This is a genomic window from Ferrimonas gelatinilytica, assembly GCF_039544205.1.
Classification (GTDB): domain Bacteria; phylum Pseudomonadota; class Gammaproteobacteria; order Enterobacterales; family Shewanellaceae; genus Ferrimonas; species Ferrimonas gelatinilytica.
The window spans coordinates 114,387-134,624 of the sequence record NZ_BAABLF010000008.1; the positions used below are offsets into that span (position 1 = coordinate 114,387).

The following is a 20,238-nucleotide window of genomic DNA, read 5'->3' on the forward strand; positions in this document are numbered from 1 at the left end:
CCTCTCTCCTTTTCGGCATCCCTTGCCGTTACTCCACCCGAACCGGTACCCAGCCCACGCCACTCTCAGCCAGGGCACTCTGTTCCAACCACAGCCCCAGCGCCGCCACCACTTCATCATCGTAACAGAGCATCGCGATCCCGTCCCGCTGCCAAGGGGGGACACCATACTCCTGCCACAGTTTCTTCAGACTGCGGGAACCGCTTCGGCCCAGGGGGCGCAGCCGCGTACTACCGGAGAGACCGTAACGGACCGAGACCGCCTGCCCGGGCCTAGGCAGCATCAATCGCTCACCCTGATGACAACGCTGCCCACACCACTGCTCTCCATTGGCCAGTGCCCACTCCGGCGCCGGTGAGCCAGGCTCGGACAACGCAGAAGCATCCAGCCAGTGCGCCAGCAGAGGTAAAGTCTCCCGCTTTGGCAGTACAGGCAGTGGTGCCCTGAGCAGGTAGATCCCATCCCGGTAGCGTCGAAGCTCGCCCCCCTCCCAGGCGATCTGCGGCTGGGCATCCTCCCTGGCCTCCCACAGCTGGGCCATCTGCGCCAGCTGAGCGCGGGTTGGCATCACCCCGCCCCGAGTGCCAAGCCAGTATCGCAACAGGTTGTTGCGGCGCTCCGCTGACAGCGATGCGATGGCGGAGACGCTGAGGCCGCCGCAGGGGCGGGCCACGGCATCGAGATCGCTGCGGGCCAATTCATCACACAGATGCTGCTGCTCGGCGCAGAGCTCAGCGCTGCGGGCCAGGTTGCGCCTGAAACCTGGCCAGCGCTGCTCCAGCTCCGGTAACACCCTGTGACGCAAAAAGTTGCGGTCGAACCGGGTGTCGGCGTTGCTGTCATCCTCGATGTGCGTCAGTCCGAGGGACTGGGCGGCCCGTTCGATGATGACCCGGGGGATCCCAAGCCAGGGGCGTAGCAAAGTGGCATCGCCAAGGGCGCGCCGGCGCGACATCGACGCCAATCCCTTGGGACCGCTGCCGCGCTTGAGTGCCAGTAGCAGGGTTTCCGCCTGATCATCCAAATGATGGCCGGTCAGCAGAATATCCTTTGGCCCAAGGTGGGATAAAAAAGCGGCATATCTGGCATCACGGGCCGCCGCCTCCACACTAATCCGGGACTTGAGCGCCAATTGAACCCGCGACACCGTCAGGGGCAAGCCGAGTCGTTCGGCGCTGCGGCGGCAGTGCAACTCCCAGCCGTCCGCGTGCTCCGACAGACCGTGATGAACATGCAGCAGGGCGCAGGAGCGCTGCGGCTGGCGCTGCTGCCAGCGCGCCAGCAGAGTTGCCATCAACTGGGAGTCAACCCCACCGGAGTAGGCTAACCAGACTCGGCCCCCGTGTTGCGCCGAACTCGCGTCCACACCCTCGCCTGCCAGCGCCGTTGCCAGAGCCGTTTCAAGTTGCGCCACCGCTGCGTCCGATAAACCCACCATCTCGCTACCTCAAGCCGACTGTGCCGGCACCTGATCAGCGAGGAATCCGCCGGTCTGGTGGGCCCAGAGTTGAGCGTAGAGGCCGTTGTTGGCCAGGAGCTCCTGATGGGTTCCCTGCTCAATGATCCGGCCTTGGTCCAGCACGACCAGGCGATCCATCGCCGCGATGGTGGAGAGGCGGTGGGCGATGGCGATCACCGTCTTGCCCTCCATCAACTCGTACAAGCTCTCCTGGATCGCCGCTTCCACCTCGGAGTCCAGCGCCGATGTGGCCTCATCCAGCACCAGGATGGGGGCGTCCTTGAGCAGCACCCTGGCGATGCCGATCCGCTGACGCTGACCACCGGAGAGCTTGACCCCACGCTCCCCCACCTGGGCATCGTATCCCCGGTTGCCATGACGGTCGTCCAGAGTCTGGATGAATTCATGGGCATGGGCCTGGGCCGTGGCGGCCAGCAGCTGATCCTCGGTGGCATCCGGCTTGCCGTAGAGGATGTTCTCCCGGATGGTGCGATGCAGCAGCGAGGTGTCCTGGGTCACCATTCCGATCTGGGCTCGCAGCGAATCCTGGGTCACCTCGGCAACATCCTGGCCATCAATGGTGATCTTCCCGCCTTCCAGTTCATGGAAACGCAGCAACAGATTGACCAAGGTGGATTTTCCAGCACCAGAGCGCCCCACCAGGCCCACTCGCTCTCCGGGTCGAATGGTCATGTTAAACGCCTCCAGCACCCCCTGCCCCTTGCCGTAATGGAAGGTTACATCCCGAAACTCAATGGCCCCCTGACTCACCTGCAGCGGTTTCGCGTCCGCCTTATCCTCGATAGTAACCGGCTGGGAAAGGGTCTGGATCCCATCGATAACAGTGCCGATGTTTTCAAACAGCGCCCCGATCTCCCACATGATCCACTTGGACATCCCCTGGATCCGAAGCGCAATACTGATCGCCACCGCGATTACACCGACGGTCACCGCCGCCTCCATCCACAGGAAGATGGAGAGGGAGGCGATGATAAACAGCAGCAGGTAGTTGATCACATCGACGCTCAGTACAAAACAGGTGGCCAGGCGCATCTGGCCGTAAACCGTCTTGAGGAACCCCTTCATTCCCGCTTCGGCGTACTCAACCTCGCTGTCATTATGGGCAAAGAGCTTGACGGTCTGGATGTTGGTGTAGCTGTCGACGATGCGGCCGGTCATCATGGAGCGGGCATCCGCCTGGGCAGTGGCGATCCGCTTCATCCGGGGGACGAAGTACCACTGGATCACGACGTAGGCGATCAGCCAGAGCAGGATCGGCAACATCAGGATGAGATCGGATCGCCCCATCATCACCAGAATGGAAACAAAATAGACACTGACGTAGACCAGGACATCCAGCAGCTTCATCACCGTTTCCCGCACCGAGAGCGCCGTCTGCATCACCTTGGTGGCGATGCGGCCGGCAAAATCGTCCTGGTAAAAGGCGACGCTCTGCTTCAACAGGTATCGATGGGCAAGCCAACGAATCGACATCGGGTAGTTACCCAAAAGGGACTGGTGAAGCAGGCCCGCGTGCAGCAGCGCCAGCGTGGGAACCACCAACAGCAACAGCGCCGCCATTCCGATAAGCATCCCACGCTGCTCAGCCCAGAAGCTGCCGGGATCCGAGCTGGCCAGCAGATCCACCAACTGTCCCATGAAACCCAGCAGGATCACCTCCACCACCGCGATCATGGCGCTGAACAGTGACATGGCCAGTAACGGCCTCTCGAACCCTCGAGTGTAGTGGCGGCAAAACGCAAATAGCGTCCGAGGCGGTTGATCGGGCTCGGCCGCTGGGAAGGGCTTGGTAAAACTCTCAAACAGCTTAAACATCAATGGTATCCATTATTCTCCAGGCAGGCTCCCACACTAAAAAGGTCGGTTGGCTCACAAGCCAAGCCTAGGAGCATGCTCCAAATCATGACAGACCCAAAGCATCGTGGCCATCCGATGAACCACTCCTTGAATGCTCCCTGCCGGGTCCCCTGTTGAGCCACAAAGTGATCGAGAGTGGCCGTTGTCGCCGACCTGAACGCGCGACGTCAGCGCCAAGATAGAAAAAGCGCGGCCCTCGGGCCGCGCTTTTTTGCTAACTGCGGGAGCTATCGGCAGTAGCCGTACCCCATCAGGCGCTCGTAGCGCTGCTCAAGCAGGGTGTCGATCTCCAGCCCCTGCAGGGTCGCCAAGTCGTCCTCGAGCCGGCTGCGCAGGTTCGCCGCCATGCTGTGGGGATCCCGATGGGCGCCCCCCATCGGCTCGGGAATGACGTTGTCCACCAGGCCAAGTTCGTGCAGGCGCTGCGCCGTGATCCCCATCGCCTCGGCGGCCAGGGGGGCCTTGGCGGCATCTTTCCACAGGATGGAGGCACACCCTTCCGGTGAGATCACCGAGTAGGTGGAGTACTGCAGCATGTTGACCCGGTCACCCACGCCGATGGCGAGGGCGCCACCGGAGCCCCCTTCGCCGATCACGGTGCAGACCGTCGGCACCTTGAGGCCGGACATCACCATCAGGTTCTTAGCGATCGCCTCGGACTGACCGCGCTCCTCGGCACCCACACCGGGGTAGGCCCCGGGGGTGTCGATGAAGGTGAGGATCGGCAGCTTAAACCGCTCGGCCATCTCCATCAGGCGCAGCGCCTTTCGGTAGCCTTCGGGGCGTGGCATGCCGAAGTTGCGGCGGATCTTCTCCTTGGTATCACGCCCCTTCTGCTGGCCGATCACCATCACCGGCTGGCCATTGAAGCGGGCGGTGCCTCCGACGATCGCCGCATCGTTGGCGTAGGCACGATCACCGGCCAGCTCATCAAACTCGGTAAACAGCATGTCGATGTAGTCCAGCGCATAGGGACGCTGGGGGTGGCGGGCCATCTGCGACACCTGCCAGGGCGCCAGGTCGGCAAACACCTTGCGGGTCAGGGTTTCGCGCTTTTGCTCCAGGGCGCGGATCTCCTTGGCCAGGTCCACATCCAGGCCACCGTTCTGGGAAACGTTGCGCAGCTCTTCAATCTTCGCCTGCAGCTCGGCAATCGGCTGCTCAAATTCCAAAAAATCCAGACTCATGTTCCTACTCGCAGCTGAGGGGCTGCCTGCCCCTTAAAAATTCAATGTGATCCGATCCTGCCCCAGCAGCTTCTCCAAGCCGCTGAGCAGGTCATCGCCGGGCACAACCCGGTAGCGATCACCCAATTCGAACACCCCCTGGGCGTTGGCCTGCTGATACTGCACCTGCACCGGGCAGCCGCCATTGCCGTGTTGCGCCAAAAGGGTTTTCAGCTCAGCCAAGGTGTCTGGCTGGGCCTGTTGTTGATTCAGTTGCAGCACCAGCGCCTTGGCATAACGCTCCCGCGCCTGACCGATGTCCAGTACCTCTTTGGCGGACATTTTATTGCCCCCACTGAACTGATCAAAGCTGACCTCTCCCTCAACCACCAAAATATTGTCAGTACCGATTAAATCCTGATACTTCTCAACACCTTCTGAGAATAACATGACTTCGAGTCGTCCCGACTTGTCATCCAGAGTAAAGATCCCCATTTTGCTGCCCCGCTTGGTGATCATCACCCGGGAGGCGATCACCAGCCCGGCGACCCGCATGCTCTTGCCACGGCCAGTTGGGGCCACATCCTTGAGGCGGCCACTGGTGAACTTCTTCAGCTCTTTCAGGTATTGATTGATCGGATGGCCGGTGAGATAGAGCCCCAGGGTCTCCTTCTCACCATCCAACCATGTCTTGTCCGCCCAGGGCAGCACCTTGACGAAGGCGTGGTGGGCCTGGTCCGCATCCGGGGTCAGGGAGCCGAAAAGATCATCCATCCCCTGGGCCGCATTGCGGGCGTTCTGGGCCGCCGCCTTGATCGCCTCCTCCAAGGTCGCCATCAGGCTCGCCCTATGGGGGGCACCGTCCGGCAGGCGAGGGCCCAGGTTGTCCATCGCCCCGGCCAGGATCAGCTTCTCGATGGTGCGGCGGTTGACCTTCTTGAGATCGACCCGGTCGCAGAAGTCGAACAGGTCGGAGAAGCCTCCGCCCTGCTCCCGCGCCTTGAGGATCTCATCCACCGGCCCCTCCCCCACGCCCTTGATGGCGCCGATGCCGTAGACGATCTGCTGATGTTCATTGACGTTGAACTTGTAAAGCCCCTGATTCACATCCGGCGGCAGCACCGGCAACCCCATGCGGTTGCATTCGTCCACCAGGGTCACCACCTTATCGGTGTTGTCCATATCCGCGGACATCACCGCCGCCATGAAGTAGGCGGGATAGTGGGTCTTCATCCACAGGGTCTGATAGGAGACCAGGGCATAGGCGGCGGAGTGGGATTTGTTGAAGCCGTAGCCGGCGAACTTCTCCACCAGGTCGAAGATCTTCATCGCCAGCTCGCCGTCGATGCCGTTGTCGATCGCGCCCTGTTCGAAGGTCGCCCGCTGCTTGGCCATCTCCTCCGGCTTCTTCTTCCCCATGGCACGGCGCAGCATGTCGGCCCCCCCGAGGGTGTAGCCGGAGAGCACCTGGGCGATCTGCATCACCTGCTCCTGATAGAGGATGATGCCGTAGGTGGGCTCCAGGATCGGCTTGAGCGACTCGTGCTGCCAGGTGGCATCCGGGTAGGAGACCTCTTCACGACCATGCTTGCGGTCGATGAAGTTATCCACCATCCCGGACTGCAGGGGGCCGGGCCTGAACAGGGCCACCAGGGCGATCATATCCTCAAAGCAATCCGGCTTCAGACGGCTGATCAGCTCCTTCATACCCCGGGATTCCAGCTGGAATACCGCGGTGGTTTCCGACCGTTGCAGCAGTTCGAAGCATCGGGGATCATCCAGGGGGATGCTCTCAATCGCCACCGGGGGCTTGCCCTGTGCCGCCAGCGCCGGATTGAGCATATCCAGTGCCCACTGGATGATGGTCAGGGTCCGTAGCCCCAGGAAGTCAAACTTCACCAGGCCGGCGGTTTCAACGTCGTTCTTATCGAACTGGGTAACCGGGTTTTTGCCCTCATCATCGCAGTAGAGCGGGGCAAAGTCGGTGATTTTGGTGGGTGCGATCACCACCCCGCCGGCGTGCTTACCGGCGTTACGGGTGGTGCCCTCCAGCTTGCGGGCGATATCGATGAGGTTACGCACCTCCTCATCCGAGTCGTACACCTCCTGCAACTGGGGCTCCACATCGAACGCCTTGGCGAGGGTCATGCCAGGGTCGCCGGGGATCAGCTTGGAGATTCGATCGACAAAGCCGAAGGGGTGACCCAGCACCCGACCTACATCCCGCACCACCGCCTTGGCGGCCATGGTTCCGAAGGTGATGATCTGGGAGACCGCATCACGACCGTACAGCTCAGCCGTATGTTCAATCACCTCATCACGTCGATCCATGCAGAAATCAACATCGAAATCGGGCATGGAGACCCGCTCCGGGTTGAGGAAGCGTTCGAACAGGAGATCAAACTCCAGCGGGTCCAGATCGGTGATCTTGAGCGCATACGCCACCAGGGAACCGGCACCGGAGCCCCGTCCCGGCCCCACCGGGATGTTGTTGTCCTTGGACCACTGGATAAACTCCATCACGATGAGGAAGTAGCCCGGGAAGCCCATGTTGTTGATCACCTCAAGCTCAACCTTGAGGCGTTCGTCATACTCACCGCGCTGGGCGTTGCGCTCGACCGGATCCGGAAAGAGAAACTCGAGCCGCTCCTCCAGCCCCTCCTCGGATACCTTGACCAGGTAATCCTCGATCTTGAGCTCCCCGGTGGGGAAATCCGGCAGGAAATACTCCCCGAGACGCACCTTGACGTTGCAGCGTTTGGCGATCTCCACGCTGTTCTCCAGTGCCTCGGGGATATCGGCAAACTGCTCCAACATCTCCTGCTCACTGCGCAGGTACTGCTGCTCCGAGTAGCGACGGGGACGGCGGGCATCATCCAACGGATAGCCATCGTGGATGCAGACCCGGATCTCGTGGTTATCGAAATCCTCGCGATTGCGAAACACCACCTCGTTGGTGGCCACCACGGGCAGATCCCGCTCACTGGCCAGGGCCATCGCCTCGTGGATGTAGGTCTCTTCATCTGGCCGCCCTGTACGGATCAGCTCCAGGTAGTAGCGATCGGCGAAATGCTGCTGGTAGAAGGCCACCAGTGAGCGTGCCATCCCCTGGTTACCCTTCACCAACGCCTTGCCCACATCCCCCTCGCGGCCGCCGGAGAGCAGGATCAGCCCCTCGCCCTGGGCCGCCAGCCATCCCTTATCGATCACCGCTCGGCCACCGATATGCCCACGCAGGTACGCTTGGCTTATCAGTTCGGTGAGGTTGGCATAGCCGGTGTTGTTCATCGCCAACGCCGTCACACGGCACTGTTCATCGCCGAACTCCGGCACCCGCATCCAGAAGTCGGCACCGATGATCGGCTTGACGCCACTCTTGTGGGCGGCGCCAAGAAACTTCACCAGTCCACAGAGGTTGGTCTGGTCGGTCAATGCCACTGCGGGCATCCCGAGCTCGGCCACGGCGTTCACCAGGGGCCCGGTTTTCATCAGGCCATCGACCATGGAGAAATCGGAGTGCACCCGCAGGTGAATAAATTTAGGGTCCGCCATCAACGCGCTCCCACCGTAAAGGCTGTGCTGGGGGTGTGCTTGGGATCGGTCATGGATCACTCTCGCCCGGCCGCTGCCGGTCTACAGAATTTAGATAGACAATAAAGGGCGCTGCGCGCCCATGGATGTATGACAGTGCCAGCGCTGAAGCTAACACGGAAGCGCCGCACTGTCAGGGGAGAAGTCCCAACGCGCGCCGGACCGGCTTGAAGCTGGTGCGATGCTCAGGGATCGCCCCATGCTGCGCCAGGGCCTCGAGATGAGCGGCCGTCGGGTACCCCTTGTGCTTGGCAAAACCGTACTGGGGGTAGCGGCCATCCAGGGCCACCATCTCGGCGTCGCGGGCGACCTTGGCCAGGATGGAGGCGGCACTGATGGCCGGCTCCAGGCTGTCCCCCTTGATCAGGGCCTCCGCCGGCAGGCCGCCGAAGTCGGGACAACGGTTGCCATCCACCCGGATCAGGCCTGGCCGGTGACTCAGTCCCGCGACCGCCCGCTGCATCGCCAGCATGGTGGCGTGCAGAATATTGAGCCGGTCGATCTCCTCCACGCTGGCACGGGCAACGCACCAAGCCAGGGCTTTCTCCCGGATCTCACTCTCCAGCGCCATACGTCGCTTCTCCGACAAGACCTTGGAGTCCGCCAGTCCAACGATGGGACGCTGAGGATCCAGGATCACGGCGGCAGTGACCACGTCCCCTACCAGCGGGCCGCGTCCCACCTCGTCGACACCGGCAATGAGCAGCGTCATGATGCCGCTACGCCGTCCGGCGCTTGCCCTGAATGACTCGGCTCCCGGGGGGCGATCAGTGCCAGTACCGCCTGGGCCGCCCGCTCCGAGGCGTCACGACGAAGCTGGTGATGCAACTGGGCAAAGCGGGCCTGGAGCGGCGCCGGATCTTCGGTCAGCTTGGCTTCCACTTCCGCCACCAACTTCTCCACCGTGCAATCCTCCTGCAGCAACTCCGGCACCAGGATTTCCCCTGAGAGCAGGTTAGGCAGGGAGACGCTCTCCACCTGCAGCATCGCTTTGGCAATGCGATAGGTAATGGGGCTGACCCGATACGCCACCACCATGGGACGCTTCACCAGCATCGCTTCCAGGGTGGCGGTACCGGACGCCAACAGGATCGCATCCGACGCCGTCATCACCTCCCGGGAACGCCCATCGACCAGAGTCAACGCCGGCGGCTGATCCATCTCTGCCAGCAACCTCTGCCACTGCTCACGGCGGTGTACATTGGCCAGGGGCACCACGATGGTCAGATCAGGGATGCGACGCTGCAGTTCGGCGGCGGCCTCGAGAAACACCGGGCCGATCCGGCTCATCTCGCCGCCGCGGCTACCCGGCAGCATCGCCAGTACCGGCCCCTCGTCAGGCAGCCCCAGAGCGGTACGGGCGGCGGCGGCATCGCTGTGCATCGGGATCTCGTCCGCCAGGGTATGACCAACAAACTCACAGCTCACCTGGTGCTTGTCATAGAACGCTTTCTCAAAGGGCAGCAGGGCCAGAACCTGGTCGGTGGCAGCATCGATCTTGAAAATCCGCTTGGGACGCCAGGCCCAGACGGAGGGACTGACGTAGTGCACCGTGGTGATCCCCGCATCCTTGAGCGGCTTTTCGATCCTGAGATTGAAATCCGGCGCATCGATGCCGACGAATACATCTGGCTGCAGCGCCAGTATCCGGCGCACCAGCTGCCGCTTGATCGAGAGCAGCCGTGGCAAACGCCCCAACACCTCAACCAACCCCATCACCGAAAGCTCCTCCATGGCGAACCAGGAGTCGAGTCCCTCCGCAATCATCAGGGGACCGCCAATCCCGACGAAGCGGGCATCCGGGTGGTGGCGTTTCAACGCCTTGATCAAGCCCGCCCCGAGGATGTCGCCGGAGATCTCTCCGGCGACCAGGGCAATGGTCAAGGGACGGGTTTGCGTTTCAGAGTGAGTCACTTAGCGCACGATCCCGCGGCTGGAGTTCTCCACGAACTCGGCCATCTCGCCGACGTGGGGATGCTCCTTAGCCAGCTCACGGAGCTGGGGCAGCGCCTCAGCGGTGGTCAGGCCGCTGCGGTAGAGCAGCTTGTACGCCTTACGGATGGCACTGATCGACTCCTTGTCGAACTGACGGCGCTTAAGGCCCTCGGTGTTGATCGCCCGAGGAACCGCACTCTGCCCCGACGCCATCACGAACGGCGGCACATCCTGCAGCACCAGCGAGTATCCGGCGGTGAAGGCATGGGCACCAATATGAACAAACTGGTGCACCCCGGTCATGCCACCGAGGATCGCCCAGTCATCAACCCGCACGTGACCGGCGATGGAGGCGTTATTGGCGAGGATCACATGGCTGCCTACCACGCAGTCATGGGCGACGTGGGTGTAGGCCATGAACAGGTTGTCGGAACCGATCTTGGTTAGCCCCTGGTCCTGCACCGTCCCACGGTGCACGGTGCAACACTCCCGAAAGACGTTGTTGTCGCCGATCTCGACCCGGGTTGGCTCCCCCTGGTATTTCTTGTCCTGACACTCCTCACCGATGGAGCAGAACTGGAACAGCTTGTTGCCCTTGCCAATTTTACAGGGGCCTTTGACCACGACGTGGGAACCGATCCAGGTATCGTCACCGATCTCGACATCGGCCCCAATGTAGGTAAAGGGCCCGACGGTTACATTTTTGCCCAGTTTGGCATCCGGGTGGATAACGGCATTGGCATCAATCACGGGTTACATCTCTCGTTTGGCACACATCAAATCGGCGCTGCAGACTACTTTGCCATTCACCAGTGCACGGGCCGCATAGAAGCCGATACCCCGGCGCTCTTTCTTGAAAGTAACCTCCAGCTGCAGGCTATCACCGGGCACTACCGGCTGCTTAAAGCGGGCGTTATCGATGCCGGCAAACAGGTAGAGGCTGTCCTCCTCTTTACCGTAGCTCTTAAACGCCAGGATCGCGGAGGCCTGGGCCAGGGCTTCTAAGATCAGGACCCCAGGCATGACCGGCATGCTGGGGAAGTGACCCGGGAAAAAAGGCTCGTTGTAGGACACATTTTTCAGCGCCGTCAGGGATTCACCTGGGGTGTAATCCAGGACCCGGTCCACAAGGACGAAGGGGTGGCGGTGTGGCAGGTAATCCAGGATCTCCCGGATCTCCATGGTGTTCAGTTGCTCTGACAAGGTGGGTTCCTCAGTCAAACGATCAGTCATCTTGACTGGCCTGCTCGGCCAGCTGTTTTTCCAGGGTGCGGATACGACGCGACATCTCATCGAGCTGCCGCATCCGTACACTATTCTTGCGCCAGGCCTTGGCCTCCTGCATCGGGGCAGTCGAGGCGTAAAGCCCCTTCTCCTTGATGCTGCCGGTGACGCCAGTCATGCCGAAAATATGGGTACCATCGGTAATGTTGAGATGGCCAGCGATGGCGCTGTTGCCGCCAATAATGCAGTACTTACCGATCGTCGTGCTGCCCGCCACCACGGTGGCACCGGCGATGGCGGTGTGGGCACCGATCACGTCGTTGTGGGCAATCTGTACCAGGTTATCCAGGATCACGCCCTCTTCGATCAGGGTGTCATCCAGGGCACCGCGGTCGATACAGGTGTTGGCACCGATCTCCACGTTATCGCCGATCTGGACCGAACCTGTCTGGGGGATCTTGACCCACTGGCCACGATCATTGGCGTAACCAAAGCCATCGGAGCCGATCACCGCGCCGGAGTGGACAATGCAGTCCTGGCCAAGGAAGACACCGTGGTAGAGGGTCACATTGGCCCACAGGCGGGTTCGGTTGCCGACTTGGGCGCCAAGACCCACCACACAGCCGGCCCCCACCTGAACCTCGTCACCGAGCACGGCGCCCGCCTCGATCACCGCATTAGCACCGATGCTGACGTCACGGCCCAGCTGGGCGCTCTCGTGGATCACCGCACTGGGGTGGATCCCCTCAGCAGCGGCCGGGGTGGTATCCAGTAGCTGTGCAACCCGGGCAAAGCCCAGGTAGGGGTTGGTCATCACCAGGGCATTGCCACTGAAGCCGTCCAGGTCCGCGTCGGAGAGGATCACGGCACCCGCGCCGGTCTCCGCGAGCTGGTGCCGATATTTGCTGTTGGCCAAGAAGGCGATCTGGTGACTTTTCGCTTGCTCTAACGTAGCGACACCCTCAATGAGGGTGTCGCCATTGCCCTGCAAGCGAGCGTCCAGAGTGTCCGCCAACTGCGCCAGGGTCATCATGCTCATGGATTAGTTGCCTTTGGATACTTTCTCAAGAACCTTCTCGGAGATGTTGTCCTCGTCCTTGGCGAAAACCACAGCACGGGCTTCTAGGACGATATCGTAACCACCCTCTTGGGCCACCGCGTTGATGGCCTTCTGAACAGAGGCAACGATCTTGTTCATCTCTTCGCTTTCACGTTTCTGGGTGTCTTCCTGCAGGGCCTGGCCCTTCAGCTGCAGATCCGCCTGCAGGGACTGGCCTTTGCGCTCCAGCTCGGTTTTCTGGGCGTCGTTCATCAGCGCCCCATCCTTCTGCATCTTCTGCGCCAGTTCCTGCAGGTCTGCCTGCAGTTTCTGAACCTCAGCAATGCGCTCGCCAAATTCAGACTCCAGGCGCTGCCCTACCGCTTCGCGATCCGGGTGCTGGGCCATGATGGCCTGGGTATTTACCACGGCAATCTTCTGGGCAGCCTGGGCTGCGGGTACCAGGGTGGCCAGTAATAATGCCGCTGTCGCGATTACTTTTTTCAAGGTCTTGCTCCTATGCAATGTGATCTTGTGACGGCTCGTTGCCTTCATCAGAAGGTACGGCCAATGTTAAAGCTGAAGACTTCGGTTCGATCCCCTTCGTACTCCTTGAAGGGTTGGGCCAGGCTGAACACCATGGGACCCATCGGCGAAATCCACTGGACCGATATGCCGTAAGAGGCACGGATCCGGCCCGGATCCGAGTAGTCCTGCAGCTTATCAAACTCGCTCTGCGGCAGGAACCGGTACCGGTCGTATTCAAACTCCGAGTCCCAAACGTTACCGGCATCCACGAAGAATGAGGTACGCACGGTGTTGGTGTAGGCCTCATCCAGGAAGGGGGTGGGAACCACCAGCTCGGCACTCAGGGTCGCGATGCCGTTACCCCCGATGGAGCGTCCATCGTCTACCTGGAGTCGGTCCGGGTTGCCGGGCAGATCACAGCCACCGATACCACCGGAGGGATCCGGGATACAGGGGGTGCCATCGCCGCTGAGGTAGAAGGCACGAGGGCCGACGGAGTTGGTACGGAAGCCCCGCAGGATGGTGGAACCACCGGCGTAGAAGTTCTCCCAGAACGGCATGATCTGATCATGCTCAACCCCGCCGTTGTCGTAAGTACCATAGCCGTTACCGTAACCCAGGCGGCCTCGGGTCAGGAACACCCAGCGGTGATTGCGGCTCAGGGGCACGTAGAAGCTGGTGTCAAAGTTCACCTTGAAGTACTTGTTGTCACTGCCCGGCACCGTCATCTTGCCGCTCAGTCGCTGGTTGTTACCGGCGGTGGGGAACATGCCCCGGTTCAGGGTGCTTCGACTCCAGTTGGCGTTGACTTCGAAATTGTCGAAGCCCAGCGTTGAGGTCGGGTCATTCACATCGGCGTAGATGTTGTAGAACTTAAGCACCTGCTGGTAAGGCGAGACTTCCGACAGTTCGTTGTGGCGATAGGCCACACCGATCCCGAGACGGTTGTACTCGTTCAGCGGCCAGGAGAGGTCAAAAGCCACACCGTAGGAGTCGTTCTTATAGGACTCTAGGTAGTAACGATCCGCATCAAACGCCGACCAGTAGATGCTCCCGCCGGCACTGACCCCGTGCTTGGTAAAGTAGGGATCGTGATAGCTGAGGTTTACGTTTTTGGAGTAGGCGTTGGTGTTGACGTTGATGCCCACATTGTTGCCGCTACCGAGGAAGTTAGACTGGGACAAACCCAGCTGCAGACTCAGCTTACTCTCGGTGCCGTAGCCGACGCCGAAGGTAAAGGAACCGGAAGGCTGCTCTTTAACCTGGTACTCCACATCCACCAGGTCATCGGTGCCAGGAACCGGCGTGGTGGTCGACTCTACGGTTTCGAAAAAGCCCAGTCGGTTGAGGCGCTCCTTGGAGAGCTCCACGTTGCGGCTATTGAGCCAGGTGCCCTCCATCTGGCGCATCTCACGGCGCAACACCTCATCCTTGGTGACCTGGTTACCGGAGAAATCGACCTTGCGCACGTAGATCCGCTTGCCGGGATCGACGTTGATATTGAGGACGACCTCATTGGTTTCGTCATCGATGTCCGGGTAGGTGTTAACCGTCGGGTAGGCGTAACCAAAGCGCCCCAGGAACTTGCTGATCAACTCTTCGGTAAAAGTGACCTCGGCGCCGTTATAGACACTGCCCTCTTTGAGGGGCACCAGGCTCTCCAGCAGTTCCCGCTTATCCAGAAGATCGCCGGTGAGGTTGACCGCCTTGACGGTGTACTTTTCCCCCTCGTCGATATTGACGGTGACGTAGATCCCCTCTTTGTCCGGAGTCATCGCCACCTGCGTGGAGTCCACCCGGAAGCGGATGTAACCTCGGTCCTGGTAGTAGGAGGTCAGCTTTTCCAGATCCCCTTCCAGGGTCTGCTTCTGATAGCGGCGATCGCCGAAGAAGTCCCACCAGGCCTTGTAATCTTTCAGTTCGAAACGGCCAATCAGCTCATCGTCAGGGAACACAGTGTTACCGACCACGTTGAGCTGATGGATCTCGGCGGCATCGCCCTCTTTGAAGTTAAACTCCACCTCGACGCGGTTGCGGGGCAGGCTGACGATCTTGGCCTCTACCGTGGCGTTGTACTTACCGACGCCATAGTAGAAATCCTGCAGTCCCTTCTCGATCTCCGTCAGGATGGTGCGATCCAGGGGCTCACCCACCTTGACGCCCGAGCTGTCGAGACTCTCCTGCAACTGCTCATCTTTGATGTCTTTATTGCCCTCCAGCACGATGCTGGAGATGGTCGGGCGCTCGCGCACCCGCACCAAAAGGGTGTTGCCGTCACGCATCACCTCGATATCGTCGAAATTGGCACTGCGATACAGTGACTTGATCGCTCGTTGCAGGGTAACGGCATCCAACTCGTCCCCCACTTTGACCGGCAGGTTAAGTAGCGCAGCCCCCAAGGCAACACGCTGTAATCCCTCAACTTTTATATCTTCTACTACAAAAGGCTCGAAGCCTGCCGCCTGGCTTACCCCTGAAAAGGTCGCCCCGACAAGCAGCATCGACGCCATGATTTTATTTATTCTCATAGACGCGATTTCTTGTTATTCCCTGAAGTCCCTACAGTCGGGCAACATCGTTGACAATGGCGATGGACATCAACAACAGAAGCAGCGCCGAGCCGATCCGAAAACCAACTTCCTGTGCCTTCTCAGGCACCGGTTTGCCGGTGAAAAGTTCAATAAAGTAATAAAGTAAGTGACCGCCATCAAGCACGGGCAGCGGAAACAGGTTAATGATGCCCAGGTTCACACTCAGCATCGCGAGAAAACCGAGGAAGTAGACCAGTCCAACACCGGCGCTAGCACCTGCCCCCTGGGCGATGGCGATCGGCCCCCCGAGGTTTTTCACCGACAGGTCGCCGGTCAGCAGCTTGCCGAAGGTGCCGAGCGTCAGGGTGGTCAGTTCCCAGGTTCGCCCCGCGGCCTGACTCATCGCTGCGAACGGGCCGAAACGCTGGTCTACCAGGTACGCCGGCGGCCAGGCCGCCTGCAGCGGGGCCACGCCGATCCGACCGAGCCGCTCCCCCTGCTCCAGCACCGCAACCGGTGTCACCACCGTGCGTTGCGTCGCACCGTTGCGTTCGACCTCAAACACCAGAGCTTGTTCCGGAGAGGCGGCAATAAGCTCTGCAAGGTCTTCCCAGTTAACAGGTTTTCCGTCGATATGGGTGACCACGTCACCCTCTCGCAAGCCGGCAGCGTAAGCCGCGCCCGCCTCATCGACCATGGCCAGCTCGGTGGTGATCTCCGGGCGCCACAGGGTCAGACCCAGGCTATCCGGCAGCGAGTGACGCTCGGGATCGAAGGCCCAGTCTCGGGTATTGAGGATCCGTTGGCGGTTGACGCCCTGTTCATCCAGCGTCAGCGGAATGCTGTCCTCTCCGATGTAGGCCGCCAGGGCAAGATTCAGGGTTTCCCAGTCCTGCACCGCATTGTCGCCGACTGCGGTGATGATGCTGTGCTCGGAAACACCGGCCTGGGCCGCGATGGATTGCTCAGGCGGCGTCGCCATCACTGGCTTGACCGAGGGCACTCCGACCATGAACATGGCGTAGAGCAGGATCAGGGCGAGGGCAAAGTTGGCCAGAGGCCCCGCCGCGACCACGGCGATGCGCTGCATGACCGGCTTGCGATCAAAGGCTTGAGACTCCATGCCGGGGGGCAGATCATCCACCCGACCATCCAGCATCTTGACGTAGCCTCCCAGGGGGATCGCCGCCACCACGTACTCAGTACCATCGGTACCCACACGCCGCCAGATCGGCTGGCCGAAACCGATGGAGAAACGTTCCACCTTGACCCCACAGCGGCGGGCCACCCAGAAGTGGCCAAACTCGTGCACTGTGACCAGAAGGCCAAGGGCAACGATGAAGGCACCGAGGTTCCACAAAAATTCCAGCATCAGCGTCCTCGCTTCGCCCACCCGCTTGCCAGCGAACGGGCCTGGGTATCCAACTCTGCCAGACCGGCCAAATCCGTGCGGGTCGACAGATCCGCGTGCTCCAGACAGTACCCGTTTACCCGCGCAATGTCACTAAAGCCAATCTGCTTGTCCAGAAACGCCGCCACCGCCACTTCGTTGGCGGCGTTAAGCACCGTGGTTGCTTCTTGACCATGACGGCAGGCGGAGATCGCCAGCTCCAGGCAGGGGTAACGTTGGAAATCCGGCGCTTCGAACGTCAGTTGTCCCAGCGTACAGAAATCCAGAGGCGCAACCCCGGCGCTAATACGCTCGGGATAGGACAGTGAGTGTGCGATGGGGGTGCGCATGTCCGGCTGGCCCATCTGTGCTAACACCGAGCCATCTCGATACTGGACCATGGAGTGAATCACGCTCTGGGGGTGGATCACCACCTGGATCTGCTCGGCGGCGGCATTGAACAGCCAGCGCGCTTCGACGTACTCCAACCCCTTATTCATCATGGTGGCGGAATCCACCGAGATTTTTCGCCCCATCGACCAGTTGGGATGGGCGCAGGCCTGCTCCGGTGTGATATCGGCAAACTGGTCCAGGGGACGGGTACGGAAAGGTCCCCCGGAACCGGTCAGCAGGAGGTGGGAAACCCCGTTGGCCGCCAGGTCGCAATGTCCAAGATTGCGCTGTATCGCTTCCGGCAGACTCTGGAAGATGGCGTTATGCTCAGAGTCCACCGGCAGCAGGGTGGCGCCACTCTCTGCCACGGCATCCATGAACAGTCGGCCGGAAACCACCAGCGCCTCCTTGTTGGCCAGCAAGACTCGCTTGCCCAGCTTGACCGCCGCCAGCGTCGACGCCAGCCCGGCAGCGCCGACAATGGCCGCCATCACGGTGTCCACCTCCGGCAGTGAGGCCATCGCCACCAGGGCCTCTTCACCACCATGAACCCGGGTAGGCACCCTGCCCGCCAATGCCTGGCGCAGCTGTTGTGCCGCCGCTTCATCGACCATCACTGCGTGATCCGGGCACAGTTCGAGACAGAGTTTGGCCATCGCCTCATGCTGGCGATGGGCGGTCAGCACCGCCGCCCGGTACTGTTCGGGGTGACGACGGATCACGTCGAGCGTACTGCTGCCGATGGAGCCGGTGGCTCCGAAGATCGCCACGTTATTCATGGCTTACAATCCGAAAATCAGATAAAGGAAGGCAAACACCGGCATCGCCGAGGTCACGCTGTCGATGCGATCCAGGACGCCCCCGTGACCCGGCAACAGGCGCCCGCTGTCCTTGATGTTGGCGGCGCGCTTGAACATGCTTTCTGCCAGATCCCCCAGAGCGGAGGCGAAAGCTGTCACCATACCAAGTATCAGCGCTTCCACGAGTGTCAGGGCGTCGATCAACTGCCAGCCGATGACACTCAGTACGGCGCAAACCGCCATGCCACCGACCAGACCCTCCCGGGTTTTACCGGGGCTGACTTTGGGGATCAGCTTATTTTTCCCGATCGACTTACCCACAAAATAGGCCCCGGTATCGGCCCCCCAAACCAGCAACAGCACGGCCATCACCAACCAGGCGCCATCAACATTACCGGTCAGGCTCGCGGGCATCCCTTTCAAGGCGATCAGGGCGGCAAAACAGGGCAGCAGCGTCAGTTGTCCAAAGATCGACTTGGCCACCGGGTTGTCGTACCAGGCACGGCTACTTTCGGGAAAAGTGAGTACCAGCATCAGTGCCAATAACCACCAGATCACACCGGCTACCAGCAGTCCGTACAGCAGGGGGTGTAGCTGCTCCCCGACCCAGACATAATCCGAGGGTACCAGCAGCAAGATCGCGGTCAGCAATACCGCGACGGCAGCCCCGTAGGCAAGCTTGGCGCCGGCACTGCCTGGCAACACCAAGGCCCCCCACTCCCGTCCAGCCAACACGATGACCGCGGCAACGGCGATGGCAAACGCCCAAAGAGGCAGCATGAAAATTCCGGCCAACGCCAGGGGTAACAGCAAAAGAGCGGTCAAAATACGTTGCTTAAGCAAACAAACCTCGTTCTATCAATTGTTGATTGGGCGTCAGCCAGTCTGACTCACTTGGGCACCGGTCTGGCCAAAGCGGCGCTGACGGCTGGAGAATGCCTCGATCGCTTCGGCGAAGGCGTCATCGCCAAAGTCGGGCCAGAGCACGTCAGAAAAAAACAGCTCGCTGTAGGCGCACTGCCACAGCAAGAAGTTGCTGATCCGCTGCTCACCGCCGGTGCGGATCAACAGGTCCACCTCCGGCAGCTCCGACAGGGACATCAACCCCTGCAGCATCGCCTCGTCGATGGCGGCCACCGAGCAGTCGCCCCGCTGCACCTTTCGGGCCGCCTGGCGGCAGGCCTGGGCGATGTCCCAGCGTCCACCGTAGTTCGCGGCTACGTTCAAAGCCAGCCCGGTGCAGTCCGCGGTGCGCGCTTCCGCCTCCTGGATCCTCTGCTGCAGCTTAGGCTCAAACATGGTGATATCACCAATCACCTTAAGGCGCACATTGTTCTTTTGGAGCATTTTCACTTCGCGGCGCAGGACGGTGATGAAGAGTCGCATCAGCAGGGCCACTTCGCGCTCCGGACGACGCCAGTTCTCGCTGGAGAAGGCAAATAGCGTCAGGGCGTCGACACCGGACTCCCGGCACAGGCGCACCACCTCACGGACCGAGCGCACACCGGCACGGTGACCGACCACCCGGGGCTTACCCTGAGCTTCCGCCCAGCGGCCGTTACCATCCATGATGATGGCGATATGACGCGGGACAGAGATCTCGCGTTGCCCTGATAAAGACTCAGACATGGGGAAGCTGCTCGCAAAAAAGGCCAAATACAGAAACGCCGCGTAGGATACCACTACACGGCGCTATTTCTAAGCGGCGGGAGCCGGATGATCAGACTTCCATCAGCTCTTTTTCTTTATCGGCGGTCAGGTTGTCGATCTCTTTGACAAACTTGTCGGTCAGCTTCTGGATCTCCTCCTCGGCGCGACGGGCGTCGTCCTCGCCGATCTCCTTCTCCTTTTCCAACGCCTTGATGTCACCGTTGGCATCGCGACGGATGTTACGGATGGCGACACGGCCCTGCTCGGCTTCACCACGTACCACCTTCACCAGTTGCTTACGGCGCTCTTCAGTCAGCGGCGGCAGCGGAATGCGGATAACGGTACCGGCGGAGCTCGGGTTGAGGCCCAGATCGGACATCATGATCGCCTTCTCAACCGCCTGGATCATGGACTTGTCGAACACGGTCACGGCCAGAGTGCGAGAGTCCTCGGTGGTCACATTGCCCACCTGCTTAAGGGGCGTGTCGGCGCCGTAGTAGGAAACATGGATGCCATCCAGCAGGCTCGGGTGGGCGCGGCCTGTGCGAACCTTCGCCATCTGGGTGCGGGTCGCTTCCACACTTTTTGCCATGCGGTTTTCTGCGTCTTTTTTGATCTCGTTAATCACGGGATTGCGTCCTATAACTTGGAATC

Annotated in this window: 16 protein-coding genes; all 16 read right to left on the reverse strand. The window is 60.9% G+C overall.

Going from position 1 to position 20,238, the window contains the following annotated elements:
- Positions 1 to 28: 28 nt before the first annotated feature.
- Positions 29 to 1,438 (reverse strand): tRNA lysidine(34) synthetase TilS, encoded by a 1,410-nt coding sequence (gene tilS / locus ABD997_RS07790; protein WP_345316448.1) that lies wholly within the window; start codon positions 1,436 to 1,438, stop codon positions 29 to 31.
- A 9-nt stretch (positions 1,439 to 1,447) separates the two neighbouring features.
- Positions 1,448 to 3,295: an ABC transporter ATP-binding protein gene (locus ABD997_RS07795; RefSeq protein WP_345316449.1), complete on the reverse strand. Its 1,848-nt coding sequence runs from the start codon at positions 3,293 to 3,295 to the stop codon at positions 1,448 to 1,450.
- Between the two features lie 269 nt (positions 3,296 to 3,564).
- On the reverse strand, positions 3,565 to 4,524 hold the full coding sequence (gene accA / locus ABD997_RS07800) for an acetyl-CoA carboxylase carboxyl transferase subunit alpha (RefSeq protein ID WP_345316450.1): 960 nt from the start codon (positions 4,522 to 4,524) through the stop codon (positions 3,565 to 3,567).
- Positions 4,525 to 4,557: 33 nt separating this feature from the next.
- Positions 4,558 to 8,055: a DNA polymerase III subunit alpha gene (gene dnaE, locus ABD997_RS07805; RefSeq protein WP_345316451.1), complete on the reverse strand. Its 3,498-nt coding sequence runs from the start codon at positions 8,053 to 8,055 to the stop codon at positions 4,558 to 4,560.
- Between the two features lie 172 nt (positions 8,056 to 8,227).
- The gene (rnhB, locus tag ABD997_RS07810) at positions 8,228 to 8,806 is read right to left on the reverse strand and encodes a ribonuclease HII (protein ID WP_345316452.1); all 579 of its coding nucleotides are present in this window, start codon (positions 8,804 to 8,806) and stop codon (positions 8,228 to 8,230) included.
- Complete coding sequence (lpxB, locus tag ABD997_RS07815; protein ID WP_345316453.1) at positions 8,803 to 10,008, reverse strand: lipid-A-disaccharide synthase; 1,206 nt, start codon at positions 10,006 to 10,008, stop codon at positions 8,803 to 8,805. Before lpxB ends, rnhB begins: the two co-directional genes overlap by 4 nt.
- Entirely contained in the window at positions 10,009 to 10,779 is a 771-nt protein-coding gene (lpxA, locus tag ABD997_RS07820) for an acyl-ACP--UDP-N-acetylglucosamine O-acyltransferase (RefSeq protein ID WP_345316454.1), read from the reverse strand. It lies immediately after the preceding gene.
- Positions 10,780 to 10,782: 3 nt separating this feature from the next.
- Positions 10,783 to 11,232 carry a 3-hydroxyacyl-ACP dehydratase FabZ gene (gene fabZ, locus ABD997_RS07825; protein WP_345316455.1) on the reverse strand — a complete coding sequence of 150 codons (450 nt, stop codon included), beginning with the start codon at positions 11,230 to 11,232 and terminating at the stop codon, positions 10,783 to 10,785.
- A gap of 22 nt (positions 11,233 to 11,254) precedes the next feature.
- Entirely contained in the window at positions 11,255 to 12,292 is a 1,038-nt protein-coding gene (gene lpxD, locus ABD997_RS07830; RefSeq protein ID WP_345316456.1) for a UDP-3-O-(3-hydroxymyristoyl)glucosamine N-acyltransferase, read from the reverse strand.
- Between the two features lie 3 nt (positions 12,293 to 12,295).
- Positions 12,296 to 12,799, reverse strand: coding sequence for an OmpH/Skp family outer membrane protein (locus ABD997_RS07835; protein WP_345316457.1), 504 nt, complete (start codon positions 12,797 to 12,799; stop codon positions 12,296 to 12,298).
- A gap of 47 nt (positions 12,800 to 12,846) precedes the next feature.
- On the reverse strand, positions 12,847 to 15,348 hold the full coding sequence (gene bamA / locus ABD997_RS07840; protein WP_345316458.1) for an outer membrane protein assembly factor BamA: 2,502 nt from the start codon (positions 15,346 to 15,348) through the stop codon (positions 12,847 to 12,849).
- A gap of 31 nt (positions 15,349 to 15,379) precedes the next feature.
- Positions 15,380 to 16,723, reverse strand: a complete 1,344-nt coding sequence (gene rseP, locus ABD997_RS07845; RefSeq protein WP_345316459.1) for a sigma E protease regulator RseP — start codon at positions 16,721 to 16,723, stop codon at positions 15,380 to 15,382.
- Entirely contained in the window at positions 16,723 to 17,913 is a 1,191-nt protein-coding gene (gene ispC, locus ABD997_RS07850; RefSeq protein WP_345316460.1) for a 1-deoxy-D-xylulose-5-phosphate reductoisomerase, read from the reverse strand. Before ispC ends, rseP begins: the two co-directional genes overlap by 1 nt.
- Before the next feature lie 3 nt (positions 17,914 to 17,916).
- Entirely contained in the window at positions 17,917 to 18,777 is an 861-nt protein-coding gene (locus tag ABD997_RS07855; protein ID WP_345316461.1) for a phosphatidate cytidylyltransferase, read from the reverse strand.
- 33 nt (positions 18,778 to 18,810) lie between these two features.
- Entirely contained in the window at positions 18,811 to 19,563 is a 753-nt protein-coding gene (uppS, locus tag ABD997_RS07860) for a polyprenyl diphosphate synthase (RefSeq protein ID WP_345316462.1), read from the reverse strand.
- A gap of 91 nt (positions 19,564 to 19,654) precedes the next feature.
- A complete protein-coding gene (gene frr, locus ABD997_RS07865) occupies positions 19,655 to 20,212 on the reverse strand; it encodes a ribosome recycling factor (RefSeq protein WP_345316463.1) in 558 nt (185 codons plus the stop codon).
- Positions 20,213 to 20,238 lie beyond the last annotated feature (26 nt).

Bases quoted from the DNA above. Each gene is read 5' to 3' on its own strand.
- tilS (WP_345316448.1), bottom strand. From the start codon at position 1,438: ATGGTGGGTTTATCGGACGCAGCGGTGGCGCAACTTGAAACGGCTCTG.
- ABD997_RS07795 (WP_345316449.1), bottom strand. From the start codon at position 3,295: ATGTTTAAGCTGTTTGAGAGTTTTACCAAGCCCTTCCCAGCGGCCGAG.
- accA (WP_345316450.1), bottom strand. From the start codon at position 4,524: ATGAGTCTGGATTTTTTGGAATTTGAGCAGCCGATTGCCGAGCTGCAG.
- dnaE (WP_345316451.1), bottom strand. From the start codon at position 8,055: ATGGCGGACCCTAAATTTATTCACCTGCGGGTGCACTCCGATTTCTCC.
- rnhB (WP_345316452.1), bottom strand. From the start codon at position 8,806: ATGACGCTGCTCATTGCCGGTGTCGACGAGGTGGGACGCGGCCCGCTG.
- lpxD (WP_345316456.1), bottom strand. From the start codon at position 12,292: ATGAGCATGATGACCCTGGCGCAGTTGGCGGACACTCTGGACGCTCGC.
- bamA (WP_345316458.1), bottom strand. From the start codon at position 15,348: ATGAGAATAAATAAAATCATGGCGTCGATGCTGCTTGTCGGGGCGACC.
- rseP (WP_345316459.1), bottom strand. From the start codon at position 16,723: ATGCTGGAATTTTTGTGGAACCTCGGTGCCTTCATCGTTGCCCTTGGC.
- ispC (WP_345316460.1), bottom strand. From the start codon at position 17,913: ATGAATAACGTGGCGATCTTCGGAGCCACCGGCTCCATCGGCAGCAGT.
- uppS (WP_345316462.1), bottom strand. From the start codon at position 19,563: ATGTCTGAGTCTTTATCAGGGCAACGCGAGATCTCTGTCCCGCGTCAT.